We start from the raw sequence: 24,775 nt of genomic DNA on the forward strand, positions 1-24,775 counted from the left end.
GACCCGTCCACACCGATGCCCGAGGTGGAACTGCTGGCGCTGGAACGTGCGGCGGTGCTGCGCATGGCGGCGCGGCAGGAGACCCGCGAGCGGATGCAGGTGGCGCTACAGGGTCAAACCGGGGGATTTAAGGCGGAATTCTGCAGAATTCCGTGTGGAAAACTGCAGTTTTCCACCCCCCCGTCTTTCAACGAAGCTCAGCGCAAAACGCCTGTATCCGGGTGCAGGCGGCTTTCAGGTTCTCGTCCGAGGTTGCGTATGAGACCCGGAAATTCGGCGACAGGCCAAAGGCGCCGCCGAACACAACCGCCACGCCCTTTTCCTCCAGCAGCGCCGTGGCAAAGCTTTCATCGCTGTCGATCTTCACGCCCGCAGGCGTGGTTTTGCCGATGCAGCCCGCAATCGACGGGTAGACATAGAATGCCCCCTCGGGCGTGGCGCAGGTGATCCCCTCTGCCGCGTTCAGCATCCCGACCACCAGATCCCGGCGGCGCCGGAAGGTCTCGTTATTGACGGGGATGTAATCCTGCGGGCCGTTCAGCGCCTCGACCGCCGCCCATTGGCTGATCGAACAGGGGTTCGAGGTCGATTGCGACTGGATCTTGCGCATCGCCTTGATCAGATCCTCCGGCCCGGCGGCATAGCCGATCCGCCAGCCGGTCATCGCATAGGCCTTGGACACGCCATTGCAGGTCAGCGTGCGGGCATAGAGACCCGGTTCCACCTCTGCGGGCGTGGCGAATTCGAAATCGCCATAGACCAGATGTTCATACATATCATCGGTCATCACCCAGACATGGGGGTGGCGCATCAGCACATCGGTCAGGCCTTTCAACTCTTCCGCCGTATACCCCGCGCCGGTGGGGTTGGACGGGGAATTGAAGATGAACCATTTGGTTTTCGGGGTGATCGCCGCCTCAAGCTGTTCCGGCGTCAGCTTGTAATCGGTCTGGGCCTGCGCCTCGGCAATCACCGGCTCGCCGCCTGCCAGCAGCACCATATCGGGATAGCTGACCCAATAGGGCGCGGGGATCACCACCTCATCGCCCGGGTTCAGGGTGGCCATCAGCGCGTTATAGAGAATCTGCTTGCCGCCGGTCCCGACACTGACCTGCGCCGGCGTATATTCCAGCCCGTTGTCGCGTTTGAACTTGGCGCAAATCGCCTGTTTCAGTTCCGGGATGCCATCGGGGGCGGTGTATTTCGTCTTGCCCGCATCCATCGCGGCCCTGGCGGCGTCCTTGATGTTCTGAGGCGTGTCGAAATCGGGTTCCCCCGCGCCCAGGCCGATCACATCCTTGCCGGCTGCCTTCAGTTCCGCCGCCAGGTTCGACACGGCGATGGTGGGCGAGGGTTTGACGCGTTTGAGCGTGTCGGACAGGAAAGGCATGTCAGGTCTCCGGGGGCTGTGCCGGGCCGCGTCAGGCGATCCGGTTTACATCAGGCAGGCCCATGCTTAGGGTCGCGCCGCGTCGCAATCAAGCGCTGATCCGGCGCCCGGACCGGATCAATGCCGCCAGAGATGTGCAAAGATCGGCCCCGCGAGCGATATCTGCAACCGCCAGACCCGGCAGGAGACCCCATGACGCAAGAGCCCATATTCGGAGCAGGCTGGTTTGACGATGACACCGCCACATTCGGCGACCGTCTGGCAGGCGCGCGCGAGGCCGCAGGGTTAAGCCAGAATGAACTGGCCCGGCGGCTTGGGATCAAGCCGAAAACCGTCAAAGGCTGGGAAAACGACCAGAACGAACCCCGCGCCAACAAGCTGCAAATGGTGGCCGGTCTGCTGAACGTGTCGATCATGTGGTTGCTGACCGGCCAGGGGGAAGGGCTGGATGGCCCCGAACCGGTTGTGCCGATGCCCGGCGGGGTGGAAGAGATACTGGGCGAATTGCGGCGCCTGAAAGCCGAGCAGGGGCAGATGGCCGAGAAACTGGGCCGTCTGGAAAAGCAGTTAAGGGGCGCATTGTCCGGGACGGGCCTGTGACAGTGGAGCCGCGCGATATCCGCCTTAAACGTCTGAAAATACGGGCAGAACATCGCGGCATCAAAGAGATGGATCTGATCCTGGGGGGCTGGGCCGCGGCCCATCTGGCCCATGCCTCGGAGGCGGAACTGGATCTGTTCGAGGCGATCCTGGCCGAGGCTGATCTGGATCTCTATCAATGGGTATCCGGCCAGCAACCGGCCCCCGAAGCCTATGCCGCTTTCATCGAAGATCTGGCGGCGACGGTGCGTATCGGCGGGGCCTGAGACGCGGCCGCCACGGGGGCGGTGATCTGCGCGGAGCGGACCATCCCGATTTACATCTTGTGACATCCGACCGCTTGCTGTGTTTCGCCGGGAGGGTCCCGATGCATGACCTCCACAGAGTCTGAACAATTTTAAACGTTTATTAACAGTCTCTTGCGCATGCCTGATGACAGGTTGGGCATTTTGCGGGGGAAAATGTTTTTTGAAAACGGGTTCTCAGGTCCGGTTCCTGTCAGGTCGGCGCGACATGCGGATGCCAGAATATTCCGGTGTTATTTTCGCTGTGCGCGCGGTCTGGCGTTCATCGGTCTCACCGCGCTGGTCTGGTGCCTTTCCGCCGGTGCGGGACAGGCCGACACGATTGCCTGCCCGGCCAGTTCGGCCAGCGCGGCGGGGGTCATTCTGTCGCAACGGGTTGATCTTGCAGCCAGCAGTTGCAGCAATACCCGCTCGGTGCCCACAACCGGGGTGTTGATCAGCCTGGACACCGCCGCAGCGGAAGACGCGACCTATCGTATCACGCTGCGGATCAAACCGAAATCGGCCTCGGCAATGTCCTTCACCTGTGCTTCGGTCACGCCGGTTCTGAGCAGCAGCTATACCGGTTCATTTGTCTTCGCGGATTATGATCTGCCGATTGACGGGGCACCCCATCATTGCTCGATCAGCTATATGTCCGGGGGGGAGACCATCACAGTACCGGTTGAGACCCATGTGGAGGGCACGGGCAGCGCCAAAAACGCGGCCTTGCGGGCCACCAGTTTTGACCCTTCGGGCGCAACGGGAGATACCATTGCCCCAAGGATCACCGCGCTGACCCGGCACAGCCCGGGTGAGGCGCTTGTCTCAACCGGGCCGCTGACCTGGCAGATCGTGTTTGACGAGGATGTGCAGAATGTCAGCGCGGATGATTTCACCCTCAGCGGCAGCACCGCCGCCCTGTCGGTCACCCCGGTTTCGGCCAGCCTCTACCGGATCACCGCCAGCGGCGGCGACCTGAACAGCCGGAACGGGGTAGTCAGCCTGGGCATCGCTGCGGGCCAGGATATCGCTGATCTGGCCGAAAACGCGCTGGCGGATACCGGGGTGACGGGTACGGATGACCCCGCCTATACCATCGACAGCACGGCCCCCGCCGCCACGATCATGAGCAATGCTGCACCCAGGACCAATCTGGCGGTGATCCCGCTGGAGATTGTGTTCACCGAACCGGTCACCGGGTTTGAAGCGGGGGATCTGCTGGTCAGCGGCGGGGCGATCACCGGGTTCAGCGGCAGCGATGCCCGCTATGAGGCCGATCTGACCCCCGATGGCGATGGCATGATCCATGTCGATCTGCCGGAGGATGTGGCCGAGGATCTGGTGGGGCTTGGCAATACAGCTGCCGCACAGATCACCCTGACCTCGGACAGAACAGCGCCTGTTGTCACCCTGGCCATATCTGTCGCGGATCTAAGCAACAGCGCGCAAATTCCGGTGACAATCGGGTTGAGCGAGGCCGGGGTCACGCCGCTGGCAGCCTCGGATATCGTGGTGAGCGGCGGCTCGGTGGCGGATTTCACCGGGTCCGGCACACGCTATGGGTTTGATCTGGTGCCGGGGGGTGACGGGCTGATCCGGGCCGAGATCGCCGCCGATACGGTGGTGGATGCCGCCGGCAATGGCAATCAGGCGGTCGCGGTTGAGGTGACCTCGGACCGGAGCGCGCCGCGCCTGAGCGCCATTACCCGTGATAACCCGGCGCTCGCTGTGACCAATGCGGATAGCCTGACCTGGCAGGTCCGGTTTTCGGAACCGGTGACCGGGGTCGATGCCACGGATTTCGCGGTGACCGGCAGCACTGCCACGGCAGAGGTCACCGCGCTGGCGGCGGATCTCTATGAGCTTCATATCTCCGGTGGTGATCTTGCGGTGGCGGAGGGGGAGGTCCGTGTTGATCTGGCAGTGGGTCAGGATATCACCGATCTGCCGGGCAATGCCCTTGGTAATCTGACCGCGACCGGCGTGGTAGAGACCTATCTGCTCGACAATACCGCGCCCGGTGGCGGTCTCTCGGGCCTGCCTCTGGAAGTGTCCGGCCCGGTGGTGATCACGATTGGCTTTGACGAACCGGTGACCGGGTTCGGAATCGCCGATATCACCATAGGCAACGGCACGCTATCGGGGTTCAGCGGCAGCGGTGACAGCTATCAGGTCACGGCCAGCCCCGGGGCCGGGGATGATCTGGCGCTGTCTGTTGCGGCTGGCGTGGCGATGGATGCGGCGGGCAACCCCAATCTGGCGCTGGCAGAGATCAGCGCGCCGCTGGATCGCAGCCCGCCCGGCGTGACCCTTACCGGCATGCCGGACTATCTGACCGGCCCGGTGACCCTGACAGTCACGTTTTCGGAACCGGTCACCGGGTTCGGGCAGGACGGGTTTCAGGTCTCCCCCTCAACGCTGGTGCTGAGCGGGTTTTCCGCGGTCTCTGCCCAAAGCTATCGGGTGACGGCAACGCCTGATCCCGGCGCGTCCGGTCTGGTCAGCGTGTCGGTTGCAGCCGACAGCGCGCAGGACCTGGCGGGCAATGGCAATACCGCCTCGGACCCGGTCAGCGGCAGGATCGACCTGATCGCCCCGCGCCTGACCGGGGTCACCCGGGTCGGCCCGGCATTGAGCAATGCGGACAGCCTGACCTGGGCGCTGGTGTTTTCCGAGGATGTGACCGGGCTGGACAGCGCGGTCATCCGCCTGACCGGCACCACTGCGGCGCTGACCAGTGTGCAGAACATATCGCCCCAAACCTATCATCTGACCTTCGCGGGCGGCGACCTGCCTGATCTGCCGGATGCGGTGGTGGCGCTTGATCTGGTGGACCTGACCGGGGTTTCCGATGCGGCAGGCAACGGGCTGACCGGGGCCGCGCCTGCGGGCAGTTACGAGGTGCAGATCGACAACCGCCCGCCGGAACAGATCGAGGCCCGGTATCATGACCCGACCGAAAGCCCCACCAGGGCCGACAGCCTGACATGGGAGGTTGTTTTTGACGAAGCGGTCACCGGTCTCAGCCCGGCTGATTTCGCGGTGACCGGCAGCAGTGCCACCATCCGTTCGGTCGATCCGGTGCAGGCGGATCGCGCACGGGTTCAGGTGTCAGGGGGCGATCTGGCCGGGCTGACCGGTACTGTGACATTGGGGTTTGCCCCCGGGGCCGATATTCGCGACGGGGCGGGCAATGTACTGGTCCTGCGCGGTTTGCGCCATCAGGGGACAGGGGCGGGCGGAGCGGATTGGCAGCTGGACAATGCCGCCCCCCGGATCAGCGCCTCCTCCGCCACCTCTGATCCGTTTGCCGCCGGTGAGATGCTGGTGACACTGGAGTTCAGCAAGCCCGTGGTGGTGCCGCCTGCGACGCCGCCCGGGGTGCAGATCAGCAATGGCAGTCTCGCCGGGATCACCTATCCCGACAGCCGGACCGCCCGGATTCGGATCACGCCAAACGGGGCCGGGCAGGTGCAGATCACCGTTCCGGCCGCCGCGTTTCAGGATTCTCTGGGGCAGGGCAGCGAGGGGCCGGTCAGCCTGGCGCGCCGCTATGACCCGGAGGCCCCGCGCCTGGCGGCCATCACCCGCACCACCCCGGCCAGCAGTCCCGCCCGGGCCGATCAGCTGATCTGGGATCTGGTGTTCAGCGAGGCGGTCAGCGCTGTCGATGCGGCGGATTTTGTGTTGAGCGGCAGTTCCGCCAGCCTGTCGGTCGCGGTGCAAAGCAGCACACAGGCGCGGGTGACTGCCGCAGGCGGCGATCTGGCGGATGTCACCGGGCGCGTGGTGCTGGATTTCGCCGCCGGGCGCAGCATCACCGATGCGGCGGGCAACCCGCTTCTGTCCGGCGGTATGGACGATCACTTGGGCGCGCCGGAAAACTGGGTCGATCTGGACCATACCGCGCCCTCGGTCGTGATCAGCAGCCCCGCCCCCGACCCGGGCAATGGGGCAGGTCTGCCGGTGACCATCCGCTTTTCCGAGCCGGTCACCGGGTTCGATGCCGGCGATCTTACTGTCGGCAACGGCCGTGTCTCGGGTTTTTCCGGCAGCGGTGACAGCTATGATCTGACCCTTGAGCCCATGGCGGACGGGCAGGTCAGCCTGAATATTGCGGCGGGGGTGGCAGAGGACGGGGCGGGCAACCTGTCTCTGGCGGCGCCGCCCTTCACCCGGCAATCGGACCGGACGGCCCCAACACCCGTGTTGAGCGGGTTGCCCGCGATATTGAGCGGCCCCGTGCCTGTGACAATCGGGTTTTCGGAACCGGTGACCGGGTTTGAGATCGACGATATCACCCTTGCGGGCGGCACGCTTTCCGCCTTCAGCGGCAGTGGTGACAGTTACCGGGTCACTGTGACCCCGGGGGCGGACGGCGCGACGCTGCGCATGCAGGTGCAGGGCGCCGCTGCCACAGATGCGGCGGGCAATGCCTCCACCGCCTCGGCAGAGATCAGCGCCGGGGCCGATCTGCTTGGCCCGACGGTCGAGATTATCGGCTTGCCCGCGCTTTTCAACGGGGCGGTTGTGGTTACCCTGCGGTTCAGCGAAGCGGTGACCGGCCTGACCGGGGCGGATCTGGTGGCCGGCAATGCGGATCTGTCCGGCCTGACCGGGGGCGGGGCCGTGTATCAGGTAACAGTGACGCCGCGCAGCGACGGCCCGGTGACGCTGGCCCTGCCCGCCGATGCGGTCGCGGATGCGGGCGGCCATGGCAATACCGCCTCGACCGGGGTGGAGGGCCGGGCCGATCTGACCCGGCCGGAGCCTGTGTTCAGCGGCATGGGCCCGGTGATCACCGGGCCGGTTCTGGTGCATATCCGGTTTTCGGAACCCGTCACCGGGTTCGGGATCGGGGATCTGACCAGCAGCAATGCAACCCTGTCTGATTTCAGCGGCAGTGCGGCGGAGTATTCCGTGCAGGTGACACCATTGGCGGATGGCGCTGTGACGTTGAGGCTTGCGGGCGGTCTTGCCCATGATCCGGCAGGCAATGGCAACCGGTCCGGCAGTCTTGAAAGCCGCGCCGATCTGACCGCGCCGGTGATCTCGGTCAGTGGTCTGCCTGCTTTGATCGGCGGGCCGGTGCGCGTGGCAATCGGGGTGTCGGAACCTGTGACCGGCTTCGGGGTCGAGGATCTGAACACGGAAAATGCCAGCCTGTCCGGGTTCAGCGGCACGGGCGCATCCTATGAGGTGACGCTGACGCCCCTGGGCGACGGGGCGGTTGTGCTGCATGTTGCGGCGGACAGGGCGCATGATGCCTCAGGGCTGGGCAATCAGGAGGCACGGGTTGCAGTGACCGCCGATCTCAGCCCGCCATCGGTGACCCTTTCCGGCACGCCGCCATCGCCTGCAACATTGCCCTACACCCTGACAGTGCGGTTTTCCGAACCGGTGAGCGGGCTTGATCCGGGGGATTTTCTGACCGTCGATGCGGATCTGTCCGGGCTGGCGGGGGCGATACGGTCTATACCGTTCAGGTGACCCCGCGCGCCGCGCGCCATACGGTCAGCCTTCCCGCAGGGGCCGCGATTGATGCGGCGGGCCATGCCAGTCTGGCCGCCTCGGTCTTTGCGGTGCAGCCCGATGGCACCCCGCCGCAATTGCAGATTTCGGGCCTGCCGGACAGTCTGGCGGTGGGGGAGATGGCCGGCCTGACCTTCACCTTCTCGGAACCCGTGACCGGGTTTGCCGCCGATGATATCGTGTTGGGCAACGCGTCGCTCAGCCAGTTTTCCGGCGGGCCGCAGACCTATCAGGCGGGGGTAACAGCCGATGCAGATGGCCCGCTGACCGTCAGTGTGGCGCAGGGGGCCGCGCAGGATGCCTCGGGCGAGGGATCGGCGGCGGCAAGCGTTTCGACGCAGGCTGTAACCGTACCTGACACAGGTGAAGAGGTCGCGGATTTCCTGACCACCAGATCGCGTGATCTGGTGGCGAACCAGCCCCGGCTCAGCGGGTTTCTGAGCGGCCAGCAAAGCGGCCGCCTGTCGGCTTCTGTCAGTCGTGGGCAAGGCAGGTTCGAGATGCAGACAGATGGGCGCGGCCCTGTCTGGATGTCGCTTCAGGCCGCCCGAAGCGAGGATGACACCGGACAGAGCGGCAGCTATGCAAGGGCGGTTCTTGGCGGCCATACCGTGTTGAGCGAAACGATGTTGCTGGGCGCGATGATCCAGCTTGACCATAGCGAGATGACCAATGCGCAGGGCACAGAGGTGGAGGGGCATGGCTGGCTGGCCGGGCCTTATGTCGTGGCGCAGTTCCCGGGGCATCCGCTTTATATCGAGGGGCGGTTGCTTTATGGTCAGACCAGCAACACCGTGACAGCGCCGGGCAGCCCTGCCGCGCAGTTTGACGGAGACCGCTGGCTGGCGATGCTGACCCTGAGCGGCGCGGTTCACAGCGCGGGGCTCAGCACCTATCCCAGCCTGAGTTTCAGCCATGTCAGCGACGGGCAGGATGCCTATCGCAATGCCGCCGGTGTGCTGGTGCCGGCGCAAACCGTGGGGTTGAGCGAGCTGGCCATCGGGCTGGATTTCGAGAAACCGTTTGTGCTTGCGGCGGGGGATCTGATGATCAACTGGGGGGTGTCGGGCATCTGGTCCCGTATGGATGGCGGCGGTTCGGCCTTTATCGACCGCGAAAGCTCTGCCCGGGGCCGGTTCGACCTGGGATACCGGTTTGACAATCATCGGGGCCTGACCGCCAGCGCCAATATGTTTCTTGACGGGATCGGCAGCGCCGACGGGCATATCAGCTATGGGATCGAGGCGGGGCTGCGGCTGGAATTCTGAAGCGGCGTGTCTGTCAGGGCCGGGGGTTTGCCCGGGTTTGCGCAGGCCGCAGGAGAGTGTGTGCGGCAGGGCCGTGCCCTGATTTGTCGATATTATTTTCAATTTGCACGGTCTTCCTGCAAATATGATCTGCTCTTAACTGATTGTTGTTTTTTTTCACGCAAGTCTGAGGGGGAGCAGACACGCGGAGTTACAAATGAGTATGCACGCCCCCCTTGCGGAGACGTCCAAGCACGGTTTCATCGCCGGGTATCTGGAATCATTGTCTTTGGTGGAGCGTTTGCATCGCCTGCTGCTGGATGTCATCAAGGATGAGTTTGAACGTCTGGGCCTGCTGGATATCAATGCGGTTCAGGCGCTGTTGCTGTTCAATATCGGCGATAATGAGGTGACCGCGGGGGAGTTGAAAACCCGTGGGTATTATCAGGGGTCGAATGTCTCCTACAATCTCAAGAAACTGGTCGAGATGGGGTATATGCACCATCAGCGCTGCGAAATTGACCGCAGGTCGGTGCGTGTGCGTTTGACCGAAAAGGGCCGGGAGGTGCGCGATATGGTGGCCGATCTTTTCGCGCGCCACGCGGACGGGTTGCAGGCCCATGGTGTTCTGGGCCCGGATGGGATTGATCAGGTGAACCACTCGCTGAAACGGATGGAACGGTACTGGGCTGACCAGATCCGCTATATCTACTGAGGTTGAGAGATCGTGCGGGCGGAGCCCTGACCATGCGGTCTGTCAGCCGTTGCTGTCAGAGACCGGGGCTGGCAGGGTCAGGTTGTGACCGGCAGTCTCCAGCGCCGGGATGATCTGGGTCTCAAGCGCGCGCCGGGTCACCGGGCCGCGAAAGTGATACACCACCACACCCGCGTCATTGATAAAGAATGTCTCGGGCATGGCGACCACACCCCAGTTCCGGCCATTGCGGGCCGCATCATCGCGCCCGATCCGGTCATAGGGATTGCCAAGCTCCTCCAGAAAGCCAAGCGCGTGATCTTCCTGATCGCGATAATTGATTCCATAAAGCGGGGTTCCGGTCCGGGCCAGGGCTGTCAGTGTCGGGTGTTCCGCACGGCAGGGCGGGCACCAGCTGGCCCAGAAATTCACCATGATCAACCCGTTGCCGCGCAGATCGTCATCAATCAGCAACGGGGTCGGGGTTCCGGCCAGCGGCTCCAGCGCCAGACCGGGTGCTGCATGGCCTTGCTGCGCCGACCGCAGAGCCGTGGTATCGACCCCGTGCTGAAGCGCATCCTGATTGGTCATCAGCTGCACCCCGGCGATCCCGAAAAACCCAAGGGTCAGAAGCACGGGCAGAACCATCAGCCAGTTCACCTTCATGACGGTTTCCCGCGCCGGGTTTCCATCGCCTCCAGCCGCCGCCGGACCCGGCGCGATTGCCAGACAGAGGCGGCAACCATGACCACCAGCAAAGCCAGCGACCCGCCATAGGCCAGCAGCACCTCCGTTGCATAACGTCCCAGATCAGGCATCAGGCCATCCTTTCCCGGGCGATCAGCGCTTTCAGGCGGCGGCTGCGAATCTCGGTCCGGGTGCGGTAAAGCACCAGGGTGAGAAACAGAAAGATGAAGCCCGCGATACAAAGGACCAGCGGATACCAGAACACAGTTGAGATATTCTCCTCTGCATCCAGCGACAGGGTGGCCCCCTGATGCAGGCCCTGGTTCCAGAAGATCAGCGCATAGCGCGAGATGATGGCGAAAACCGCGCCGACAAGGCATAGAATGCTGGTCAGGTCCGCGGCTGAATCCGGGTTCTCGATGGCCTCCCACAGGGCGATATAGCCCAGATAGAACAGGAACAGGATCAGGAAGGAGGTCAGCCGCGGGTCCCATTCCCACCATGTGCCCCACATCGGCTGCCCCCAGACTGCGCCAGTGAAAAGCGCGATCAGCGTGAACACCATCCCCACGGGGGCGGCGGCCTTTGCGGCCAGCGCACTGACATGGTGGCGGCGGATCACCCAGATCAGCGAGGCAACCAGCATCATCAGCCAGGTGTTGATGGCCATCAGCGCGGCGGGCACATGCAGGTAAATGATCTTGACCGTGGCCCCCTGACGGAAATCATCGGGGGTGAAAAAGAACCCCCAGATCAGCCCGGTTGCCAGACACAGGGCGGCGATGGCGGCGACCCATGGCAGAACGGTGGCCGAAATGGCCATGAATTTGCGTGGATTTGCATATTCCCAAAATGACATGGCCGGAAACTTAGGCGCGGCTGTCAGCGCTCACAATACGTGAAGCGCGTTCTATCCTAGCGCAGATTGACGCGGAGGGCGGCAGCGGCGGCGAAGGGAAGGGTGGCAATTGTGGCCAGGGTGATGCCCGCCAGCAGCGCCAGAGGCGTGGTTGCCTCAAGCCCGCGCGCGCCCCGGGACACCACCAGTGCGCCGAAAATCAACGTGGGCACGTAAAGCGGCAGCACCAGCAGGGAAAGCAGCAACCCGCCCCGTTTCAGCCCCACGGTCAGGGCCGCGCCAAAGGTGCCGATGGCCGAAAGCGCGGGCGTGCCAAGGGCAAGCGAGGCCATCAGCCAGGCAAATCCCGGGGCAGGCAGGTTCAGAAGCAGGCCAAGCACCGGGGCTGCCACCACCAGCGGCAGGCCGGTTGTGACCCAATGGGCCAGCGCCTTGACCGCCGCGACCCCTTCCAGCGGCAGGGGCGCGGTGGCCAGCAGGTCCAGCGATCCATCCTCCCAGTCCAGTTGAAACACCCGGTCGAGGGACAAAAGACAGGCCAGCAGGGCGCCCAGCCAAAGGATGCCCGGCGCGATGGTTGAAAGGGTGCCGGTATCGGGGCCCACGCCAAACGGAACCAGAACCGTGACAATCAGAAAGAAGGCAAGGCCCAGACCAAAGCCGCCCCCGGCGCGGATCGCCAGTGCCAGATCGCGCCGGAACAGGCCGATCATGGGAAGGCCTCATCGCTGAACGGGTCGCTTTCCGGCAGGGATTTGGCGACAAAGGGGGCGATATCAAGGGTCTCTGCCCCGGGCAGGCCAAGGTCGATATGGCTGGCGATGATGGCACTGCCGCCAGAGGCCAGATGGCCCTTCACCGCGGTTGCAAAACGGGTGACATTGCCGGTGTCGAGGGAAACCGTGGGCTCATCCAGACACCAGACCGGCCGCCCTGTGACCAGAAGCCGCGCCAGGCTGAGCCGACGCTTCTGCCCGGCAGATAATTCGCCCGCCCGCCGCTCCAGCAGATCGGTCAGATCAAAGCCGGCAATGGCGGCGTCGATACCCTGCCCGCCAAAGACACCGGCCCAGAAAGACAGGTTTTCGCGCACCGAAAGCTGGGCTTTCAACCCGTCCGCATGGCCGGCATAGGCGATGCTGTCGGGGGCGGGTATGATCTGACCGGACAGGGGGGCGTTAACCCCGCAAGGGTCCGCAATAGCGTGGTTTTTCCCGATCCGTTTGGCCCGCGCAGGATCAGCGCCTGGCCCGCAGCCACGGAAAAGGACAGGCCCGCAAGCACTTGCAGCGACCCGCGTGCGCAGGCCAGATCGGTGACCGTCATTTGCATTATATCGAGGGGTATCCGAAAGATCGGGGTGAGGGAAGACCCCGCCCGGTCCGGCATCCACCCGGCGACATATGTGGGTCAGGGCCAGGTGTTGCAATTTGGTATACAATTGCATACCGAAATCTGTTACACCCCAGCTATCGGGCATTGTGCAGTCTTGATCAGCCCTGATCTTGATGGCATAGGCCGATGCAGCACCAACCCATTTCCATTGGATACCAGGGAGGCCCCACTTATGCCCATCACCGTTGGCCATGATACATCCGGCACGCGCAAGACGCTGAAAGTCGGCGATATGTCTTATGCTTATTACTCCATTCCTGCGGCTCAGGCGGCAGGTCTTGGCGATTTCTCGAAACTTCCCGCCGCGCTGAAAGTGGTGCTTGAGAACATGCTGAGATTTGAGGATGGCAAGACGGTTCGCGTCGAGGACATCAAGGCGTTTTCGGACTGGGCGGATAAGGGCGGCAAAAACCCGCGCGAGATTGCCTATCGCCCGGCCCGGGTGCTGATGCAGGATTTCACCGGCGTGCCTGCGGTGGTCGATCTGGCGGCGATGCGCGACGGTCTGGTGGCGCTTGGCGGTGACCCAGAAAAGATCAACCCGCTGAACCCGGTCGATCTGGTCATTGACCATTCGGTGATGATTGACGCCTTTGGCAACCCGCGCGCCTTCCAGATGAATGTGGACCGGGAATATGAGCGCAATATGGAGCGTTATACCTTCCTGAAATGGGGCCAGTCGGCATTCAACAATTTCCGTGTGGTGCCGCCCGGCACCGGCATCTGCCATCAGGTGAACCTGGAATATCTGTCCAAGACGATCTGGTCCGACACTGACCAGCATGGGGAGATGGTGGCCTATCCTGACACGCTGGTGGGCACGGACAGCCATACCACCATGGTCAATGGCGCCGCGGTTCTGGGCTGGGGCGTCGGCGGGATCGAGGCCGAGGCGGCGATGCTGGGTCAGCCGATCTCGATGCTGATCCCCGAGGTTGTGGGCTTCGAGCTGACCGGGGCGATGGTCGAGGGCACCACCGGCACCGATCTGGTGCTCAAAGTGGTCGAAATGCTGCGTGAACGCGGGGTTGTCGGCAAATTTGTCGAATTCTATGGCGCGGGTCTGGACAATCTGCCGCTGGCGGATCGTGCGACCATTGCCAATATGGCGCCGGAATATGGCGCGACCTGCGGGTTCTTCCCGATTGACGCGGAAACGCTGCGCTATCTGCGCAGCACGGGGCGCAGCGATGATACCGTGGCCCTGGTCGAGGCCTATGCCAAGGAAAACGGGTTCTGGCGCGGCGCGGATTATGCGCCGGTCTATACCGATACGCTGCATCTGGATATGGGCATGATCGTGCCGGCGATTTCCGGGCCCAAACGGCCGCAGGATTACGTTGCCCTGACCGATGCCAAAACCGCATTCACCACAGAGATGAAGGACACGTTCAAACGCCCGATGGGCAAGGAAGTGGCCGTCGAGGGGCAGGATTACACGATGGAATCGGGCAAGGTTGTGATCGCCTCGATCACCTCCTGCACCAATACCTCGAACCCGTATGTGATGATCGGCGCCGGTCTGGTGGCCCGCAAGGCCGCGGCCCTGGGTCTGGACCGGAAGCCCTGGGTGAAAACCTCGCTGGCGCCCGGCAGCCAGGTGGTCAGCGCCTATCTGGAAGCGGCCGGGTTGCAGGAGGATCTGGACGCGATCGGTTTCAATCTGGTCGGCTATGGCTGCACCACCTGCATCGGCAATTCCGGTCCGTTGCAGGAAGAGATTTCCAGGGCGATTGCCGAGGGTGATCTGGTGGCAACCTCGGTTCTGTCGGGCAACCGCAATTTCGAGGGCCGGATCAGCCCCGATGTGCGGGCCAATTATCTGGCCTCGCCACCGCTGGTTGTGGCCTATGCGCTGGCCGGTACGATGGATGTCAACCTGGCCTCTGACCCGATTGCGCAGACACCCGATGGCAAGGATGTGTATCTGAAGGATATCTGGCCCACATCCCAGGAAGTGGCCGAACTGGTCGAGGCGACCGTGACCCGCGAGGCCTTCATCGAGAAATATGCCGATGTCTTCAAAGGGGACGAAAAATGGCAGGATGTGGAAACCACAGACAGCCAGACCTATGACTGGCCGCCGGCATCGACCTATGTGCAGAACCCGCCCTATTTCCAGGGCATGGGGATGGAGCCCGGCGTGATCTCGGATATCGAGGGCGCCAAGGTGCTGGCGATCCTGGGCGATATGGTCACCACCGACCATATCTCACCTGCGGGATCGTTCAAGGATAGCACGCCTGCGGGCCAGTATCTGGTGGACCGGCAGGTGCCGGTGCGGGAGTTCAATTCCTATGGGTCGCGTCGTGGCAATCACGAGGTGATGATGCGCGGCACTTTCGCCAATATCCGCATCAAGAACGAGATGCTGGACGGGGTGGAAGGCGGCTATACGCTTGGACCCGACGGGCAGCAAAGCTCGATCTTCGATGCGGCGATGTCCTATGAGGAGGCAGGCACGCCGCTGGTGATCTTCGGGGGGGAGCAATACGGGGCCGGGTCCAGCCGGGACTGGGCCGCGAAAGGCACCAATCTGTTGGGTGTGAAAGCCGTGATCGCGGAAAGTTTCGAGCGTATCCACCGCTCGAACCTGGTGGGTATGGGGGTGATCCCGTTTGAGTTCACCGGTGGCGATACGCGGAAATCCCTGGGTCTGAAAGGGGATGAGACCGTCTCGATCTCCGGGCTGGCGGGCGATCTGAAACCGCAGGATATCGTGCCCTGCACGATCACCTTTGGCGATGGCTCCAGCAGGGAGATCAAGCTGAAATGCCGGATCGATACGGCGATCGAGAAGGAATATGTCGAACATGGCGGTGTGCTGCATTACGTGCTGCGTGATCTGGCACGCGCGGCATAAAGCTCTGAACATGATCTGAAAGGACAGCCCCGGCCAGAAGCCGGGGCTGTCTGGTTTCAAGCCGTATTATATAGCCCCGGCCTGATATCCTGAACCACCCCGCCCCAACCTTCCGCCCGGCGGCGCTGCCCTTTGTGTTATGCCTATATGTTGCAGAATTTCGGGCCTGTGCTTTTGGGTTGCCTCTCATCGCGGTACTTGCAAACTATCCGCCATGACCAATCATTCAATCACCTTCACCCATGCGCTTTGCCGCGCGCCGTCCCGGTCCGTCACCGATGGGCTGCGTGCCGAGGATCACGGCGCGCCGGACCCGGATGTGTTTGCGCGGGAGCATGCCGGTTATGTGGCGGCCCTGCGTCAGACAGGGGCGGAGGTGACCGTGCTGGAAGCGGCAGAGGCTTTTCCCGACAGCGTGTTTATCGAAGACCCGGCGCTCTGCCTGAAAGGTGTTGCGATTGTCCTGCGGCCCGGTGCGCCGACACGGCGGGGAGAGGCCGCCGCCCTGCGCCCGGATTTGCAGCGCCTGTTCCCGGAAATCCGTGATCTGGGACCGGGCGGGTTTGTCGATGGGGGGGATATTCTGTGTTCCGACACCGAGGTGATGGTGGGCCTGTCGGCGCGCACCGATGCGCAAGGCGTGGCGCAGTTGCGCCCGATTGTCGAGGATCTGGGCTATCAGCTGCGTCTGGTGGAAACACCCCCGGAAATCCTGCATTTCAAGACCGAAAGCAGCTTGCTGGACCCGGAAACCATCCTTGCCTCGCCCCGTCTGGCGGCCACGGGATGTTTCGATGGCTACCGGGTGATTGAAACCGCCCCGGGGGAAGAGGGGGCGGCGAATGCCATCCGGTTCAATGCGCCGGTCTTTCTGTCACAGGGGTTTTCGCAGAGTGCTGACCGGTTGAGTGATGCGGGCTATGAGGTCCGGGAATTGCCGACCTCGGCGGCGGCGCTGCTGGATGGCGGGCTGTCCTGCATGTCGCTGCGCTATTCCCTGCCAGACCGGTGATCCTCCTGCCCGGCGCCGCCCGGGTCTGAACCTGTATGCCCGGGTGGTCCCGGCGGTGTCGGTTCAAAACGCAATGTCATCATCTTCGCCCGCCCGGTCAGATATTGCAAAAGCTGACGCGGCGCCTGATTGATTTCGGTGACGCCACGGCACAGACTGCGCAGCCGTTTTCGCCATCCTGTCGGCTGAACCGCCCGGCCCAGGTCCACATTGTCGGACTCATGGCCATAGGCCCATTGTGTCGCCATGGCAGGCCGGATGATCACCGGGCGCAAAACCCGGCGAAGCGGTGAAACGGTATCGTTGAACAGAAAATGATCCACCGGCACCCGGATGCGCCCCCGCCAGGCCAGCGCGGCCTTTGCCCCCTTGCGGGACAGGATATAGGCCCCGCCCCCCACATGGCGTGATCGCATCGGGTGCAATGCCCGGCCCGCAGGGGTGTGACCGATCTGGGCTGCCAGCAGTAAACGTGAGCTGCCGGCGTCGAATTTCTCCAGCTTCACCAGATCGGTTTCCGGCGGAATCCAGTCAGTGTCTGCCAACAGCTCGGCCAGATCTTCGGCCAGATAAACATCATCTTCCAGAAACAGGGCATGGCTGGCATCGCCATCCAGAAAGTGCTGCCAGGCCCAGATATGGCTGACGGTACAGGCCCTGTCGCCCTGACCCAGACGGCCAAGCGGGCCGCTTTGCCGGATCACGCTGGCAATCACCGGCTCTGTGGCTGTGCGGGCGTCGCAGGCCTCTTGCCGGGTAAAGCTGACGCCGCGCTCCGCCAGATGTGCGGATACACGGGCCAGCCTGTCGGGACGGCGGGTGAGGTTTATCACAAAGATGGGGATCGTCTGGGGCATGAATCTCCGGTCTGCGCATGCGGGCGCGTTTTGTCATGAAAGGTGCCGCCAGGGCAAGGGCAGGGGTAAAGGAGCCGGGTTCGAGCTGTCGGCAGGCATATCGGGTAAATCCGGGTTCACATGATCGCTGAAAGACGCAAGACTATGGGCATGGAGTATCAGGCATCATGAAGGGGTTTCCCGATCTGCCGCCGGTCTGGCTGGCCGGGTTTCTTGCGCTTGCCTGGTTTCTGGCCCGTCAATTGCCTCTGGTCACGGTGTTCGGGCCGGTCTTGCGGGGCGCGGGTGTCGGGCTTGGTCTGGCGGGGCTGGTGTTGATCTTCTGGTCGGCCTTGTGGTTCTTCCGCAAGAAAACCACCATCGAACCCCATGAGGCGCCGCAGGTCCTGATCACCGAGGGGCCGTTTCGATTGTCCCGCAACCCGATCTATCTGGGCATGATGCTGATTCTGACCGGCTATGTCCTGTGGCTTGGCGTATTGAGCCCGGTTTTGCTGCCGATCCTGTATCTGGGGGTGCTGAGCAGGCGTTTTGTCATTCCCGAAGAGGAAAGGTTAATCTCTGCGTTTGGGCCTGCCGCGCACCAATATTTAAAGGCGACCCGTCGCTGGTTGTAACGAAGTCTCTCAAATCCTTGATTGGTCACCGGGGGATCCCGCGGTTACCAGTAGGTAACCTTCTTGCTGGAAAGGCGTTTCATGCGGTTGTTTCTGATGCTCATCCTGGCCATTGTAGGGCTGATGCCTGTATCCGGTGCCAGGGCGGGTGAGCTTGTCGTTATTGAGTTATTCACCTCTCAGGGCTGTTCATCCTGCCCGCCCGCGGATGAATTGCTGGGCGAACTGGCCGCGCGGGAGGATGTCATCGCGCTGAGCCTGCATGTGAATTACTGGGATTATATCGGCTGGGCCGATACATTCGCGACCGAGGAATTTACACAGCGCCAGCATGATTATGGCCGCGCGGCGGGGTCGACCGTGATCTATACGCCGCAGATGATCATTGGCGGGGTTGATCACGTCATCGGCTATCGACCGATGAATGTGGCCGAACTGATCATGGACCACTCCCGGCAACCTTACCCGGTTGAGATAAGCGTGACGCTTGAGGGAGATGAATATATTGTGCAGGCGCAGACCGACATGGTGTCGCCGCGCCCGAATATGATGGTGCAACTGATCAGCTATTCCCCCCTTGAAGAGGTCGATATCCACCGTGGCGAAAATGCCGGCCATGTCATCATCTACCATAATGTTGTGACCTCATGGCAGGTGATTGGTGAATGGAATGGCGCAGGCGTTTTCCAGACCCGCGTGCGCCCGGAAGGTGATGGGAACGTGGCGATGATCATTCAGACCAGCGGTTTTGGTGCGATCCTGGGTGCGGTTCGGCTGGATTGACGGGGTCTGACAGTACACCCGGTTGGGATGTCAGCTTTCGGATTGTTCGAAATGCCTGGCCTGCCGCTCGGGTTTCCAGCGGCGGTGCAGCCAGAACCATTGCGCCGGGTTGTCCCGCACCTTTGCCGAAAGACTGTCATTGAGGGCCTGTGTCATGGTGATCGCATCGCTATGCGCAACCGGAGCCTCTAACGCAACCTCGAAATCCAGGCCGTTTTTCAGCCGGGTCGCATAGAACGGGATCAGGGCTGCATCATATTTCAGGGCGATTTCCGCAGCCGAGGTCGAGGTGGGCGCGGGTTTCCCCAGATAGTCCAACAGGGCCCCGGTCGCGAAATACTGATCAATCAGCAACACGCCCTGTCTCCCCTGTTTCAGATGCCGGACAAACCCCCGGAGCCCTTTCGGCCCTCTGGGGAAGACCGGCCCGCCGAAGCTTTCCATCGTCCTGACATAATGGCGGTTGAAATACCCGTTATTCATCGGGCGGTACAATCCGCCGATGGAATAGCCCCGGACGGTCAGGGCAGCGCGGGCCGCTTCGTAATTTCCGAAATGCCCGGTGATCAACAGGACCGGGCGGCCTGTGGCCTGCGCCTCGGCCAGGGCGGTGAGGCCCGGGCCTTTCGGCTCCCAGGCTTCGGCGCGCGCCAGAAGGGCCGAGGTCGAATAATTCTCGATCAGGATGCGTCCGGTATTGTCCAGCACTGCGGTGGCGATCTGCCGGGTTTCGAATGCGGGCATGTCAGGCCAGATATGTGCCAGATTGTTGATCACGCGGGCACGCGCACCGATGACAGGCCCCACAACCCGGCGCATCAGCCAGCCCATCATGGGCACCCGTGCGCGATAAGGCAATATGAGCGCCAGACAGATCAGTATCCGCGCCAGGCAGTCAATGAGCCGGTCGCGCCAGGTAAAGCTTTGTGTGTCAGACACGCCTATGACTCTTGGGTCCTTTTGGCTTGGGCTCAGCGTCTCAGGCCCGGACCTTCTGGCCGCGGCGGGCCCGGGTTTTGCATCGTCAGACATACGTGCCGCGATGCACGATCACAAGTGCGTTACAAAGCGGCGGTCTTGACGCGCCTGACCGGTTCTCAGCCTGTCCGGGCCGCAAGGGCCTCGATCTGCGGGCGCAGCCCGTCCAGCATATAGCCTGCGGCGCGGGTTGCGGCGAGAATCTCGTCTGTGGGCAAGGTGCCGGCCTGGGTCATGGCCCAGACAATGCTGGAGCGGTTGCCGCTGGCGCAATAGGCCACAACCGGCCCGTCTGCGCCTGCCATCGCGTCGGCCTGTTCTTCCACATTGTCCATGGTCATGGCCCCCCCGGTGATCGGGTTGAACACAAAACCCAGCCCTGCGGCTTCGGCGGCGGCCTGCATTTCGGCGGCGAAAAGCGGCGGCGGATTTTCCGCATCGGGGCGGTTGCAGATCACCGTGGTGACGCCCTCAGCCGCAAGTGTGGCCATGTCTGCGGGCTCCAGCTGCGGGGCCACGGCATAGGTTTCGGTCAGCGGGCGAATGTCCATCTTATGGTTTCCTGTCGATCAGGCCAGTATGGCAAAGCGGTGGCGCAAAAACGGTGTCATCACCATGCCTGCTGCCATGGCAAGAAGAAAGAGCGCGCCGCCCCATCCGCCCCAGGCCAGCGATGCCAGGGCCGGGCCCGGGCAAAGCCCCGCCAATCCCCAGCCTGCGCCGAACAGGGTTGATCCGATGATCAGATTGCGGCCCAGCCTCGGGTCTGGCGGGGGCGGGAAGGCGGTGCCCAGAACCGGGGTCGCGACACGGTGGGTCAGCCGCCAGGCCAGCGCCATCGGCAGGATCGCCCCGCCAAGCACGAAGGCCAGCGTCGGGTCCCACGCGCCGAAAATATCCAGCCAGCCCTGGACCCGGTCGGTATCGGTCATGCCCGACAGCATCAGGCCAAGACCGAACAGCGCGCCCACAAGGGCGGCGACAAACATCCGCATCTCAGATCAGCCCCAGACTATGGCGGAACAGCACCATGCTGACCCCGCCTGCCAGCAGATAGAACATGGTGGCAACAAGCCCGCGCAGGGACAGCCGCGAGATGCCGCAGACCCCATGCCCCGAGGTGCAGCCATTGGCGATGCGTGTGCCGATGCCAACCAGCAGACCGGCGGCGATGATCACCGCGATATTGCCCGTCAGATGGGTCGGCGGGGCGCCAAAGACCAGCGCCACAAGGGCAGGGGCGCCAATCAGACCGGCGATGAAGGCCAGTTTCTCGCGCCGGTCATTGCCCCGGGCAGAGCCATCAAGAACCGAGCCCAAAAGCCCGCTGGCCCCCATGATCCGGCCATTGACCAGCAGAAAAAGCGCCGCCGCCGTACCAATGATCAGCCCGCCACGCAGGCCAAGAAGATATTGCGCGTCCATGTCCTGCGCCTTTCAAAGTGTGTTGATCGGTACTTTCAGATAGGCTGTGCCATTATCTTCCGGCTCGGGCATCCGGCCCGCCCGCATATTGACCTGGAGCGAGGGCAGGATCAGGCGCGGCATGCCAAGGGTGGCATCGCGGGCCTCGCGCATCTCGACAAATTCCGTGATCGGGCGGCCCTGACCGATATGGATGTTCAGGGCTTTCTGTTCTCCCACGGTGGTTTCCCAGGCATATTGGTCGCGGCCCGGCGCCTTGTAATCATGACCGACGAAAATCCGCGTCTCATCGGGCAGGTTCAGAATTCGTTGGATCGAATTGTAGAGATCACTGGCCGAGCCACCGGGGAAATCGCAGCGCGCAGTGCCGAAATCGGGCATGAAAAGCGTATCGCCGACAAAGGCGGCATCGCCGATCACATAGGTCATGCAGGCCGGTGTGTGGCCCGGCGTATGCATCACATCGCCCCGCATCTGGCCGATATGAAAACTGTCGCCCTCGGACAGCAGCGCGTCGAACTGGCTGCCATCGCGCTGAAATTCGGTGCCTTCGTTGAAGATTTTGCCGAATGTATCCTGCACCAGGGTGATGTTTTTGCCGATCCCGATCTTGCCGCCCAACTGTTCCTGCAGATAGGGGGCCGCGCTCAAGTGGTCCGCATGGACATGGGTTTCCAGCACCCATTGCACATCCAGCCCTTCGGCTTTCACAAAAGCGATGATCCGATCGGCGCTGTCGGTTTTCGTTCGCCCGGAGGCAGGGTCATAATCCAGCACGGAATCGATGATCGCGCTGGCTTTGCCTGCCGGGTCGCAGACGACGTAAGACACGGTGTTCGTCGCGTCGTCGAAGAACGGGGTGATCTCTGGATGCATCGGAGCCTCTGCGGAGTAAGTTGTCATTGTCAATTATGTCGCGTTTTCGGGGCAGAGGTCAAGCCTGCCAATATTGCACGGGCATAAGCAAGGCTGCCTTCTGGAAAGCCGCGTCCGATCCCGGGGTCCGGGGGCGCGGGCCAGCGGGATGGCCTGACAGCATATAGGCGAAAATCTGCCGGGTCAGGAAGGCTTTGATCCAGGTCATAATCTGTGAATAGGGGTTCTGCGTAAAATGTGGTGGAATAAATCGCAGAGGATCACCTGCATCCTCTGTTCTTCACTCCGTTTGACCGAATTTGCGCGGCCAAGACGCGAAACCGGTGACCCGCTCAAGCCGCAGGCCAGATCGGAACGGGTGATCGCACGAAAGGAAGATTGTGACGGGATTGCAAAAAAGCCCGGGTGCGGGCGTGCAGACGCAATCAATACCAAAGGGAGACACCGCAATGACCAACATATCCAAGGACCTCCAGCCAAACGAGGTTCATACCGGCCTGCGCAGGCATGAAAAGCCGATCGGGAAAAAAGCGATGACAGGTGTTCTTGCCAAACGGTCCAGGCTGGCCGACACCCTGGCGCAGCAATCTGAGGAAGACGACCTGCTGGAAGATCTGTTCAACGACATGCCGGTCTGATCCAGCTGTTCCGAGTGTCTGAACCGGCCCGGTACATTCTGGCCGGTTCAATAGATGTGCGGGATTTCAATGAATCCGAACGGTGCTTTACCCGCCGATCACCAGCCCGACCCCAACAATCATCAACCCCAGAACAGAGGTCAGAACCGCGCCCAGATTGATCGGGACAACCCGCTGCAATCGTGCGCGCACCTGTTCGTCGGGCAGATTGGCGCGTTTGGCCGACAGGATCAGGAGGATGCAATATCCGATCATCACAAGGCCCAGACCGGCAAGCCCGGTTCCGATCCAGATCAACAGGGGCATGGGTGGGGTCCTTTCCGGTTTGAATGCCGGAGTCTGCGCAATTTCTCCACCCGGGTCCAGCATCCCTTGCAGCCCCGCATCCGGAAGGGTAGAGCTTTCGCCCGATCCTCCAAATTCAAAGGCCCCGAGACATGATGGATGACAGCGCCCCCCAATCCGACAGCTATCGCGTGACCGCAGATGAGCTGCGCCAGTTCATCGAACGTTATGAACGGCTGGAGGCCGAGAAAAAAGACATTGCCGATCAGCAGAAAGAAGTGATGGCAGAGGCGAAAGGGCGTGGGTATGACACCCGCATTCTGCGCAAGGTCGTGGCCCTGCGGAAGCGCGAGCCCGATGATATTGCCGAGGAAGAGGCGGTGCTGGAAATGTATAAGGAAGCGCTTGGCATGCGTTAGATCCTGAGCCTTTGAGACATTTCTGGGGTGGAAAACTCCAGTTTTCCACGTGGAATTCTTGAGAATTCCACCTTGAACCTGCATCGCCTATACCCTGCCACGCCTTCGGCACTCTCGGGATATTGGCTATATGTCATGTCTCAGGTGAAAGGCGGGCTGTTTCAGGTTAAACCCGAAACGTTATAAATCATCCTTGCGCCCGGTGGCACCGCCGGGCAGCGTCTGAGCCGCCCCCACGGGGCGGGCGATGCCCTCCGATCAATGCATATGCGGTGCAGAATTTTGGTCTGGCGCGCTATAGCTTTTCGGGTTTAACCTGACACAGACGGTATCGAAAAACGCGTTCGAGCCAAAGGCGAGAGGCAGCTTTTTCGATGCAAGGCTGACCCGAAACGCTCTAAACGCTTCCAAACTCAGGGCGCGATATAGGTCACATTCGGAAGGCCGGTGATCTGATCCATATCCGCCTCGTAGAGTTCGGTCATCTCTGTGACGAGTTGTTCGGTCCAGCCGGGAACATCCAGTTCCTCTTCGATCTCGTCTTCCAGGGCGAATTTGTCCAGAAAAGCGGCCGCGATGCGCCGCCGCTGGCTTTCGGTCCGGGGCGGGTGTTTCGCCAGATAGGCCTGCATACGTGTGAACCCGGCCGGATCAATGATCTGTTCCAGCAGGTCATCCACACCTTTCAGCCCCATCTGCGATGGCACATCCGCCAGTTTCTGCAACAGCTCCCCCCAGATCAGCGGTGTGTCCTCGTTGTTCCAGACCGTGATATGGCAATCCGGGTGTGCCCGGCTAAGCCTGAACAGCATTTCCGACCAGGTGACCGCGCCGGGCTGCATGCCCTCTGAAAACTCCTCAAAATCACTGAACCGGGAGCCTTTGAACAATGCCGGGATCAATGTGGCGGGGTCGCGCATGGCGATGAAGAATTCCACCTGCGCCTGAGGAAACAGGTTGCGCAATTTGGTGGTTTCGCGTTCGATCATCGGCCAGATCTGCGCACCCCGCACAACCAGCCGGTTGATGCAGATAAAGCGCTGGTTGGACAGAACCAGCCGCTGGCAGTCTTCCTCATCCATGATCGCATCCAGCAGCGCATCCTGAATATCTTCTGAGGCAGGCATCCCTTTCAGGGCACGCGCGGCATCGCGTACAACCGTGCGATAGCGCCCCGGGGGCGGCACCACCACACCCTGCTTTGTAAGCCGGGCGCGGTTTTTCAGCAGTGATTTGATCAGCTGATCCTTGTCAGTGCAGGGCGCACCAAGATGATAGACAACCTGCATGTCGGGATGGATCCAAATCGCTCGTTTTATGTTGCGCATGAA

25 protein-coding genes and 1 pseudogene are annotated in these 24,775 nt (G+C 62.3%); 11 read left to right on the forward strand and 15 right to left on the reverse strand.

What is annotated here, in order from left to right; genetic code table 11:
* Nucleotides 1-187: 187 nt before the first annotated feature.
* The gene (locus E2K80_RS19435; protein WP_135373071.1) at nt 188-1,390 is read right to left on the reverse strand and encodes a pyridoxal phosphate-dependent aminotransferase; all 1,203 of its coding nucleotides are present in this window, start codon (nt 1,388-1,390) and stop codon (nt 188-190) included.
* A gap of 192 nt (nt 1,391-1,582) precedes the next feature.
* Between E2K80_RS19435 and E2K80_RS04200 the strand changes: the two genes are divergently transcribed.
* From E2K80_RS04200 to E2K80_RS04220, 5 genes are all read left to right on the forward strand, one after another.
* Complete coding sequence (locus E2K80_RS04200; RefSeq protein ID WP_135373073.1) at nt 1,583-1,990, forward strand: helix-turn-helix domain-containing protein; 408 nt, start codon at nt 1,583-1,585, stop codon at nt 1,988-1,990.
* On the forward strand, nt 1,987-2,256 hold the full coding sequence (locus tag E2K80_RS04205) for an FAD assembly factor SdhE (protein ID WP_238475653.1): 270 nt from the start codon (nt 1,987-1,989) through the stop codon (nt 2,254-2,256). Before E2K80_RS04200 ends, E2K80_RS04205 begins: the two co-directional genes overlap by 4 nt.
* Nucleotides 2,257-2,451: 195 nt before the next feature.
* Nucleotides 2,452-7,767, forward strand: a complete 5,316-nt coding sequence (locus tag E2K80_RS04210; protein WP_135373075.1) for an Ig-like domain-containing protein — start codon at nt 2,452-2,454, stop codon at nt 7,765-7,767.
* Nucleotides 7,764-9,077: an Ig-like domain-containing protein gene (locus tag E2K80_RS04215; RefSeq protein WP_135373077.1), complete on the forward strand. Its 1,314-nt coding sequence runs from the start codon at nt 7,764-7,766 to the stop codon at nt 9,075-9,077. Before E2K80_RS04210 ends, E2K80_RS04215 begins: the two co-directional genes overlap by 4 nt.
* Nucleotides 9,078-9,273: 196 nt before the next feature.
* Nucleotides 9,274-9,771 (forward strand): MarR family winged helix-turn-helix transcriptional regulator, encoded by a 498-nt coding sequence (locus E2K80_RS04220; protein ID WP_210405425.1) that lies wholly within the window; start codon nt 9,274-9,276, stop codon nt 9,769-9,771.
* A gap of 42 nt (nt 9,772-9,813) precedes the next feature.
* On the opposite strand, the gene E2K80_RS04225 is transcribed toward E2K80_RS04220, so the two are convergent.
* From E2K80_RS04225 to ccmA, 5 genes and pseudogenes are all read right to left on the reverse strand, one after another.
* Complete coding sequence (locus E2K80_RS04225; protein ID WP_135373079.1) at nt 9,814-10,416, reverse strand: DsbE family thiol:disulfide interchange protein; 603 nt, start codon at nt 10,414-10,416, stop codon at nt 9,814-9,816.
* Nucleotides 10,413-10,568 carry a heme exporter protein CcmD gene (gene ccmD, locus E2K80_RS04230; protein ID WP_135373081.1) on the reverse strand — a complete coding sequence of 52 codons (156 nt, stop codon included), beginning with the start codon at nt 10,566-10,568 and terminating at the stop codon, nt 10,413-10,415. The genes E2K80_RS04225 and ccmD overlap by 4 nt, the downstream gene beginning before the upstream one ends.
* The gene (locus E2K80_RS04235; RefSeq protein ID WP_135373083.1) at nt 10,568-11,296 is read right to left on the reverse strand and encodes a heme ABC transporter permease; all 729 of its coding nucleotides are present in this window, start codon (nt 11,294-11,296) and stop codon (nt 10,568-10,570) included. Before E2K80_RS04235 ends, ccmD begins: the two co-directional genes overlap by 1 nt.
* A gap of 56 nt (nt 11,297-11,352) precedes the next feature.
* Nucleotides 11,353-12,009 carry a heme exporter protein CcmB gene (ccmB, locus tag E2K80_RS04240; protein WP_135373085.1) on the reverse strand — a complete coding sequence of 219 codons (657 nt, stop codon included), beginning with the start codon at nt 12,007-12,009 and terminating at the stop codon, nt 11,353-11,355.
* Nucleotides 12,006-12,628 (reverse strand): annotated as a pseudogene (ccmA, locus tag E2K80_RS04245) (heme ABC exporter ATP-binding protein CcmA). Before ccmA ends, ccmB begins: the two are co-directional and overlap by 4 nt.
* A 235-nt stretch (nt 12,629-12,863) precedes the next feature.
* Here ccmA and acnA point away from each other — a divergent pair.
* Both acnA and E2K80_RS04255 read left to right on the forward strand, forming a co-directional pair.
* Nucleotides 12,864-15,554 carry an aconitate hydratase AcnA gene (gene acnA, locus E2K80_RS04250; protein ID WP_135373087.1) on the forward strand — a complete coding sequence of 897 codons (2,691 nt, stop codon included), beginning with the start codon at nt 12,864-12,866 and terminating at the stop codon, nt 15,552-15,554.
* A 214-nt stretch (nt 15,555-15,768) separates the two neighbouring features.
* Entirely contained in the window at nt 15,769-16,566 is a 798-nt protein-coding gene (locus E2K80_RS04255; protein ID WP_135373089.1) for an arginine deiminase-related protein, read from the forward strand.
* Here the strand turns inward: E2K80_RS04255 and E2K80_RS04260 are convergent.
* A complete protein-coding gene (locus tag E2K80_RS04260; RefSeq protein WP_135373091.1) occupies nt 16,545-17,423 on the reverse strand; it encodes a glycosyltransferase family 25 protein in 879 nt (292 codons plus the stop codon). The genes E2K80_RS04255 and E2K80_RS04260 overlap by 22 nt on opposite strands.
* A gap of 167 nt (nt 17,424-17,590) precedes the next feature.
* Between E2K80_RS04260 and E2K80_RS04265 the strand changes: the two genes are divergently transcribed.
* Both E2K80_RS04265 and E2K80_RS04270 read left to right on the forward strand, forming a co-directional pair.
* A complete protein-coding gene (locus E2K80_RS04265; protein ID WP_135373093.1) occupies nt 17,591-18,040 on the forward strand; it encodes a methyltransferase family protein in 450 nt (149 codons plus the stop codon).
* 81 nt (nt 18,041-18,121) lie between these two features.
* Nucleotides 18,122-18,823: a DUF1223 domain-containing protein gene (locus E2K80_RS04270; protein ID WP_135373095.1), complete on the forward strand. Its 702-nt coding sequence runs from the start codon at nt 18,122-18,124 to the stop codon at nt 18,821-18,823.
* A 30-nt stretch (nt 18,824-18,853) separates the two neighbouring features.
* Here the strand turns inward: E2K80_RS04270 and E2K80_RS04275 are convergent, their stop codons facing one another.
* The 6 genes from E2K80_RS04275 to E2K80_RS19045 form a co-directional block, all read right to left on the reverse strand.
* Nucleotides 18,854-19,762: a lysophospholipid acyltransferase family protein gene (locus E2K80_RS04275; protein ID WP_238475654.1), complete on the reverse strand. Its 909-nt coding sequence runs from the start codon at nt 19,760-19,762 to the stop codon at nt 18,854-18,856.
* A gap of 158 nt (nt 19,763-19,920) precedes the next feature.
* The gene (locus tag E2K80_RS04280; RefSeq protein WP_135373099.1) at nt 19,921-20,352 is read right to left on the reverse strand and encodes a TIGR01244 family sulfur transferase; all 432 of its coding nucleotides are present in this window, start codon (nt 20,350-20,352) and stop codon (nt 19,921-19,923) included.
* Between the two features lie 18 nt (nt 20,353-20,370).
* Complete coding sequence (locus E2K80_RS04285; protein ID WP_135373101.1) at nt 20,371-20,796, reverse strand: DUF6691 family protein; 426 nt, start codon at nt 20,794-20,796, stop codon at nt 20,371-20,373.
* A 1-nt stretch (nt 20,797) separates the two neighbouring features.
* Nucleotides 20,798-21,226 (reverse strand): YeeE/YedE family protein, encoded by a 429-nt coding sequence (locus tag E2K80_RS04290; RefSeq protein ID WP_135373103.1) that lies wholly within the window; start codon nt 21,224-21,226, stop codon nt 20,798-20,800.
* Nucleotides 21,227-21,238: 12 nt separating this feature from the next.
* Nucleotides 21,239-22,102, reverse strand: a complete 864-nt coding sequence (locus E2K80_RS04295) for an MBL fold metallo-hydrolase (protein ID WP_135376471.1) — start codon at nt 22,100-22,102, stop codon at nt 21,239-21,241.
* A gap of 58 nt (nt 22,103-22,160) precedes the next feature.
* Nucleotides 22,161-22,310: a hypothetical protein gene (locus tag E2K80_RS19045; protein ID WP_168193095.1), complete on the reverse strand. Its 150-nt coding sequence runs from the start codon at nt 22,308-22,310 to the stop codon at nt 22,161-22,163.
* 241 nt (nt 22,311-22,551) lie between these two features.
* Here E2K80_RS19045 and E2K80_RS04300 point away from each other — a divergent pair, with 241 nt between their 5' ends.
* A complete protein-coding gene (locus tag E2K80_RS04300; protein ID WP_135373105.1) occupies nt 22,552-22,740 on the forward strand; it encodes a hypothetical protein in 189 nt (62 codons plus the stop codon).
* An 87-nt stretch (nt 22,741-22,827) separates the two neighbouring features.
* Here E2K80_RS04300 and E2K80_RS04305 read toward each other — a convergent pair whose 3' ends face one another.
* Nucleotides 22,828-23,046: a hypothetical protein gene (locus E2K80_RS04305; protein ID WP_135373107.1), complete on the reverse strand. Its 219-nt coding sequence runs from the start codon at nt 23,044-23,046 to the stop codon at nt 22,828-22,830.
* A 134-nt stretch (nt 23,047-23,180) separates the two neighbouring features.
* Between E2K80_RS04305 and E2K80_RS04310 the strand changes: the two genes are divergently transcribed.
* Entirely contained in the window at nt 23,181-23,444 is a 264-nt protein-coding gene (locus tag E2K80_RS04310) for a DUF2312 domain-containing protein (RefSeq protein ID WP_443216565.1), read from the forward strand.
* A 413-nt stretch (nt 23,445-23,857) separates the two neighbouring features.
* Here the strand turns inward: E2K80_RS04310 and E2K80_RS04315 are convergent, their stop codons facing one another.
* Nucleotides 23,858-24,733 (reverse strand): hypothetical protein, encoded by an 876-nt coding sequence (locus E2K80_RS04315; RefSeq protein WP_135373111.1) that lies wholly within the window; start codon nt 24,731-24,733, stop codon nt 23,858-23,860.
* Nucleotides 24,734-24,775: the final 42 nt, after the last annotated feature.

The organism is Rhodophyticola sp. CCM32, from assembly GCF_004751985.1.
GTDB lineage: Bacteria > Pseudomonadota > Alphaproteobacteria > Rhodobacterales > Rhodobacteraceae > Rhodophyticola.